Below are 1,423 nucleotides of genomic sequence, written 5' to 3'. Positions count from 1 at the left end.
AACAAGATACTCTTCAAAATCTTTATGAAGTCTACTACCGACTACGGATATGTCGCCTGAACGAATATGATTTTTCAACTCTGTTAGTGCAGCCATCTCATAATAGTGTCGGTTAATTATTCCATCATCACCATAAACATGCTTCTTCCAACGTTTAGGAATAAAATCTACCGGGCTGCTAGTTTCTTGACACTATTCAACCCTGGTCCACCACCAACCACTACGACATGCATGTTTGGGGAGGAATCCATACAGCGCTGTGCAGCTCTTAAAAAACTTTTACATATCTCTGCTTTTTCATCCTCTATTCGGCTGACATACAATAGCACTTTCGACTTACTGGCAATGTTTAATTGTGTGAGCAACTGCTGGTTTCTGTTGTATCTAAAATGCTGCGTATTAATTCCATTTGGAATTAATACAGATTGGATATTTTTCTCTTCCAGCCACTTTTTAACCGGCCAGCTAACGCTAATAACCGCGTGACGACTATAACACCTCTTCATTATTTTCGTGATCAGTGCCCGAGGATAGTATGTCCCATGTATGGTGTAGACAAAAGGGATTCTCAGCTTTCTGCTGAGGGCGCTACCGATTATTCCGGTAGATTCATGGTGAGCATTAATGACGTTGATCTTATGCTTGATAATCCATTGCTCCAATCTTTGCCGGTCGTTTATTTTCGTAAATATTGGACAACCAAGCGCCCTGAACTTGGACAACAAACTCCCCCGATTACCTGCTACATAAATGGAGACCCCTCTTTTTCCCATCTCTTCGACAACAGCGGACACATATGTCTCTGTTCCTCCCACTTCCAATTTATCTATGATCATAAGCAATCGAAGAGTTGGCTTCTTCATGAATTTCCCCTCCAATAAGGTTATGAATCTCACTCCTTATAGTATGGGGTGTTAATTCATATCGTTACTGGAATACACCCAAGAAGACAAAACAGGCGTTTTATAGTATTTCGAATGAAATACAATTCTCTGACTGAGCATGAAAAATCACCTCCATTTAACAAGAATAGGTGAGGCCTGGAAGGAAGCCGTTTTTGCAAAATCCTTTGAAGTTACCCTGAGCATTATTAACGAATGGAAGATTTTTTGATAATAACGGTTACATTGTTGCCCTGACCACAGGACGACTCGAGTCAACATCAGTTCGCTCTAAAGTACCAACAAGGATGTAATCGCTTCCAGGATGCGAGGTCATATATTCCTTGGAGACATCCCAAAATACGCTGTTTCGTTGTAAATATAAAATAATATAATGGCTAACCTAATCGCTACCTGACAATTGCCTTTTTTGAGTTTCATAGCCACTTCATCCATGCATTGCGTCCGGTATTACATATATTATCCTATGCTATATCTATTCATGAGGAAGTGAGCATATCATGAATACTTTTTTTTGGATG

1 protein-coding gene is annotated in these 1,423 nt (G+C 39.9%); it reads right to left on the bottom strand.

The genetic code is table 11. The features are described from left to right. Positions 1-167 precede the first annotated feature (167 nt). Positions 168-836 (bottom strand): glycosyltransferase, encoded by a 669-nt coding sequence (locus C3B52_RS35460; RefSeq protein ID WP_268811932.1) that lies wholly within the window; start codon positions 834-836, stop codon positions 168-170. Positions 837-1,423 lie beyond the last annotated feature (587 nt).

This window comes from Brevibacillus reuszeri (genome assembly GCF_002897295.1).
Classification (GTDB): domain Bacteria; phylum Bacillota; class Bacilli; order Brevibacillales; family Brevibacillaceae; genus Brevibacillus; species Brevibacillus reuszeri_A.
Note: the sequence above shows the minus strand (reverse complement) of the source record. Positions and strands in the feature narration are given on the sequence as shown.